A 5,852-nucleotide genomic window follows, 5' to 3' on the forward strand; every position below is an offset into this window, starting at 1 on the left:
CTAGAAGCTGCGCAAGAGAGAAATCCCATCCGCTGGCCTAACGGAATAAGAAACTATGAACCAATTGGTGCGGTAATGTTGAATCCAGATAAAGTGCCCGACGAAGATACGGGAAAGGTAGCATGAAATTTAAACAAAGAGTGTCAACTATCTTGAAAAACACCGTTATATAAGCACATAACAATCACAGAATATGTAATTAACTAAAAAAGCAACCCCATAAGAGGTCGCCTTTATATACATCACTAATAATCATTAACAGATTAGAAAATCAAATGTGCCATACCAGCAATAACAGGTAAGGTGATGAGAGTTCGTAGAATGAAGATTGCGAATAACTCAAAAATGTTTACAGGAATCTTACTACCAAGTAATAGAGCACCAACTTCAGACATATAGATAAGCTGAGTTACAGACATCGCAGCGATAACAAAACGAGTCATCTCACTGTCAATAGAAGCGGCGATGATTGATGGAATAAACATATCAGCAAAACCAACCACAATCGTTTGAGATGCTTCTACAGCATAAGGGACACCAAGTAATTCCAAAAAAGGAATGAAAGGTTGGCCTAACACAGAAAACACAGACGTATATTCAGCGATAACTAAAGCGATAGTACCAAGAGCCATTACAACTGGTAATACACCAAAAACCATATCAACTGCGTTTTTAATACCCTCAGCAAATACACTACGAATAGACGTTACTTTTGAGGCTTTATTCATCGCCTGCTCAAGACCCCAAGTGAAAGTCGTGTAACCTTGAGGAATAACTTCAGCATCAGCAGCACGTTCAGTATCATCAATAAACAAATCCTTTTTACGGCTAAGAGGCGGTAAACGAGGAATAATGATTGCAGCAACAACACCTGCTAAGCATACTGTTAAGTAGAATGGTAAGAAATAGCTTTCTAATTCAACTTGCGCAATAACAACTAAACTAAAGGTAATTGATACTGCAGAGAATGTAGTACCAACAACTGCTGCTTCACGTTGAGTATAAAACTTCTCTTCGTATTGCTTACTTGTTAGAAGAATACCAACAGAGCCATCACCTAACCAAGAAGCCATGCAGTCAATGGCAGAACGGCCAGGTAAATTGAAAACAGGGCGCATTACTTTACTTAGAAGAGCACCAAATAATTCTAATAAACCAAAGTTAAGTAGTAAAGGAAGTAATAATCCTGCAAAAATAAATACAGAGAAAAGAACAGGTAAAAGATCATTAAGAACTAAACCACCTGTATTTGGTTCCCAAACTGCTTCAGGCCCTATTTGAAAGTAAACCATTGCAGCAGCTACGCCACCAATTAAGCGAACCACAAACCAAAGAGGAGTAGGGTTAAGTAAACCAAATAAGAAGGTGTTATTTGTGATAATGCTAGGCTTAACGATTTTAGCAAGAATGGTAATCGCAGACATAAACATAACGATGCCTGTAACGATTGCAACTAAGTGCTCACCAAATAAGACTTGTATCGATTTTGCTAGTACAGCAACAGGAATGGTGATATCACCGTTATAAGTGATCGGCGCCATAAATAGGAACAAACCAATTAACGATGGGATAAGAAACATTAGAAGATTCTTCTTACTCATTTGGGGTATCTCACTTGAATTTTGCATAAATCTCTCAATTACTACTAGTTAATAAAAAGCTAATCCTTCGCATTATTATTCACTAAACTTCCGTATTCATTCAGTAATATGGAGAGTACACTGTTTTTTTTAAAAGTGGAATACTATTCATTAAAAAAAAGTAATTATTCATTTTCATCCAGTATTAACTAATACTCTTTGTTCAAAATACAATTGAATTGTTTGTTTTTTGTTAACTAGTCAGAATTAAATATAAAAAAAGCCCCCGTAATCGGAGGCTTAAATTGATAGATAAATTACTTAAAGTCAGCTACACGCATTCTATTTAATGTTGCCATTACGTCAATCACGCGAGGTTTAGCTAAGTCACCATGTTTAGGCATTAATTCGTGCCAGTTATCATGAAGTTGTTGAGCGATAAACTCGATAGGATTCAATTCCCAACCCGGAGTTTGAGATAACTGGAACCACATCCAACCAATAGCGTGAACCTGTGCAGACGATTGCAGCTGAGACATTGCGGTAATATCAACTAACTCACGACCAAAACGCAATGTATTCTTGTTTCTTGCTTGAATACGGAATTTACCTTCTTGCAGGATTGCTTGAAGAGAAGATCGATTTAGTTGACGATTTTGAGTAGGAAGTAAATGCTCAGAACCTTCTCTAACACGTGTTGTAGGGTGAGATATCACCACTTCTTTTGCTTTTTTAGTGACATCAACCGCTTGGTAATCATGCATTTGAATCACGGTATCAGCAACATCAAGGTAATCACCAGAACCACCCATAACTAAAATAGTAGAAACCCCCATTTCATCACGCAGTTGACCAATGCGATCAACTAATGGAGTGATAGGCTCTGCACCATTATTAACTAAGGCTTGCATACGTTCATCACGGATCATGAAGTTAGTTGCAGAAGTATCTTCATCAATTAGTAGCGTTTGCGCTTGAGCTTCTAGTGATTCTTGAAGCCATGCAGCTTGTGATGTAGAACCAGACGCATCTTGAGTAGAGAAACATGTAGTATCTTTACCCATTGGCAGATGATTAATGTAGTTTGATAGATTTAAACTATGAACACAACGTCCATCTTCCGCTTGAATTTTGGTGGTCGACTCTTCCGTTACAATATATTCACGACCATCACCTGGAATATGATCGTAAATAGAGCGCTCTAATGCATTCAATAACGTCGATTTACCATGAAAGCCACCACCTACAATAAGCGTGATCCCTTTTGGCACGCCCATACCTTTGATCAGGCCACGGTTTGGTGTTGATAATTCAATCTCTAAAGACGCCGGGCTTTGGAAAGCAATAGCCTCTTTCATTGGACGATCATTATTACCTGCGATACGAGGTAAAATACTGCCGTTAGCAACAAAAGCAACTAAGTTGTGTTCAGCAAGCTGACGACGAAGCGCTACTTGGTCAACAATCACTTTACAATGTTCTTTAAGCTCTTCAATTGGCAACTCACGAGCTAATAAAGTACGACGAACGTATTTTGGCATATGAAATGTCAAAATATTAATCGCTCGTTTAGCCAAGATCTCACGACCATCAGCCGGTAGATTCATGTTATAGCGAAGTTCAATACCTTCATCATCAAAAATAACAGAAGTATGGTCTAAAACAGTTTGTCCTGATAATGCAATAGATAGTGTTGCGTCTTTCTCAAGTAATGAACTAAAGTGGCGAGCAAGGAAATCACGTGCAGCACGCTGATAATCAAGAGACGTCTCTTGTAACCACTGAAGATGAGTTAATGACCAAGCACGTTTCGCTCGAAGACGAGAAGGCGGAGCGTATGGGTCAGATTGAACGTTATCAATATACAAAGTGAAGTCGGTAAAATCGTACTCACCCTTAATAGAGGTGTAACTACGGTAGTTTCTTTTTTCTAATTTTTTTAGCTTGGCTTCAAGATGTTCCATTACATTCACATTATCAAATAAAGTTGTGAGCAGTATAACAAAATCCTCGTCAGAATAAGAACATCTTTCCTCTTGATGTTGAAAATAACTCTAAGACTATTGGCTAATTTACATATTTACGGCTTTCAAGTCATAGTAGCGCTCATAATATGTAAAGGAGTACCGTCATGAATCTTATTGTGACTCTTATAGAAAATCTTTTAATAGGGGCTGGGATCATCTGTTTATTACTCGCGATCACTCAGTACGGAAGAAGAACGTCTGATTGGGGCGGAGCATGTGTCTTATTTGTTAAACGAATTGATTTATCAGTACAAGAACACAAGTGGTACCGGATTGGCGTCAGCTCATTTTTTCTTGGTGTTGTGGTTCGAATTTTAAATTTAACCCTCTTGGGATAGGTAATTACTCACAGTTATCCACAATTTCTGTGGGTAACTATTTAAATAACAGGTTAATTCATTGAATCTAAAGGAATTTATCTATGAATCAAGCTTTTTTTTACTATATCCTATTATTTTTTTGTAGCGCGAAGTAAAATAACTAAGTCAATAAAAAAATAGCCTTGGGTAGAAAAAATAAGATGGATAAAACGCACCTACGTAAGAAAATAGCCATAATCGGTGGTGGTATTGCAGGCTCCAGTATTGCTATGTATTTATCACAATATGACCTCGATATTGAAGTGTTCGAGGAGGGCATAAGTTTAGTTAATGGTCCACCTATTTGCCATCTTCATGCGGGAGGGAATCTTTACAGGGAGATCTCCGATGAGCAATGCGTCACCTTATTAATCGAGTCTATCGAAACTGTTCGTTATTTTCCTCATACCGTGAATATTCGTCCTACCGTTATCGCTGTTCCTAAAAGTGACCCAGGGCAACCAGAACAACTACTGCCTAGATTAGAATTATTACAACAAACTTATGCGCAATTAATTCTACAAGACAGTGATAATCAAGTGTTTGGACCTGCTGAAGGCTATTTCAAAACGTACAACAAAACAGATTTAGAGAAAATAGCACTGCGAACACCAACACAAAATCCAACGTCGCTTGATGATTGGTTAATCGCATTTGCAAATCAAGTAGATTTAAACGAATTAAAATACCCAATTGCACTTGTTCAAGAATATGGTTTGAGTGTTTTTCGTATGGCTGCGACAGCTCAACTCTCCTTATCGAACCTGGATAACTTAAAATTACATTTCTCTTCAAGTGTGAATAAACTGTCTAGAACGGTAAATAAAGACGTCAATTCCCTATGGGAGCTAAGTTATTTACATTCAGAACAACAATATTCTAGTCAATTTGATTATGTTATTAATAGCGCGGGCTTTAAAACAGGTATTCTTGATGATTTAGCAAACAAGCATCGAAAAAGGTTGGTTGAATTTAAAGCCGCTTATGTTGCTCAATGGGATAAATCTCAATTTGGTAAATGGCCTGAGATTATCTTTCATGGAGAACGTGGAACCCCACAAGGAATGGCACAATTTACCCCATATCCGAATGGTTACTTTCAATTGCATGGTATGACGAAAGAGATTACTTTATTTAAAGATGGTTTATCAGGCTCTTGTGATCTTTCTGCTCAACCTAAATTACCTGATGCATTTAATAAGAAGTTAACCACTGGCTGGGATATTTCACTTCAAACTGAAAGAACCAAAAGAGCTATTCATCATATTTCTCAATTTATGCCTGATTTTATTGAAGCAACTCCTGCGGGTAAGCCTTTATATGGCGCACAACAGATCCCTGGTGTCGATGTAACACTACGAGCTGCAAATATTTCTTATACTGAAGACGGTTATTTTAGAGCAGAAATAGTAAAAGCCTCTTCCGCTATTGCTTGTGCAAAAGAGATCGGAAAAATTCTTGAGCTCAACAAGAAAGAAAAAAACTTACCTGAATTATCCGCAGCTGAAATAGCGAGTTGTGCTGAAACTTTAGCAATTGAAAGAGGGTATCCAGCAGAGTTAGCCATGTTTTATTGATACGAGAACTTAAGAATAGACCTAATAACCGTACGACGAACCAATATAGAGATAAGTTAGGCTTTGCCGTCATATTCACAATGTACCAAGGTGCAGAATCATGACAACATAATTTAGCGCCTTGGTATTTACCTAAAATAAATATAAAAGAAAAGGTATGTAAAATTAAGAGTAATTGTTGATAATTACGGGCAGTTATATTCCTTAAATATATGAATTAGTTGAAGATAACAGTGGTCCATAATATCTTATGCCATACGGTGATAAAAAAATGAAATAATTTAATTGAATTATTTCGTTTTTTTGTTG

4 protein-coding genes are annotated in these 5,852 nt (G+C 37.2%); 2 read left to right on the top strand and 2 right to left on the bottom strand.

Annotation, left to right across the window (positions count from 1 at the left end; all coding sequences use genetic code 11):
* Nucleotides 1-263 precede the first annotated feature (263 nt).
* Entirely contained in the window at nt 264-1,628 is a 1,365-nt protein-coding gene (locus Q1K78_RS16830; RefSeq protein WP_300181537.1) for a YjiH family protein, read from the bottom strand.
* 269 nt (nt 1,629-1,897) lie between these two features.
* Complete coding sequence (locus tag Q1K78_RS16835) at nt 1,898-3,544, bottom strand: ABC-ATPase domain-containing protein (protein ID WP_300181539.1); 1,647 nt, start codon at nt 3,542-3,544, stop codon at nt 1,898-1,900.
* A 167-nt stretch (nt 3,545-3,711) separates the two neighbouring features.
* Here Q1K78_RS16835 and Q1K78_RS16840 point away from each other — a divergent pair, with 167 nt between their 5' ends.
* Both Q1K78_RS16840 and Q1K78_RS16845 read left to right on the top strand, forming a co-directional pair.
* Complete coding sequence (locus Q1K78_RS16840) at nt 3,712-3,945, top strand: hypothetical protein (RefSeq protein ID WP_300181541.1); 234 nt, start codon at nt 3,712-3,714, stop codon at nt 3,943-3,945.
* A 182-nt stretch (nt 3,946-4,127) separates the two neighbouring features.
* The gene (locus Q1K78_RS16845) at nt 4,128-5,543 is read left to right on the top strand and encodes an FAD-dependent oxidoreductase (protein WP_300181543.1); all 1,416 of its coding nucleotides are present in this window, start codon (nt 4,128-4,130) and stop codon (nt 5,541-5,543) included.
* The last annotated feature ends 309 nt before the right edge of the window (nt 5,544-5,852 follow it).

It is taken from the genome of uncultured Aliivibrio sp. (assembly GCF_946479765.1).
Lineage (GTDB): Bacteria > Pseudomonadota > Gammaproteobacteria > Enterobacterales > Vibrionaceae > Aliivibrio.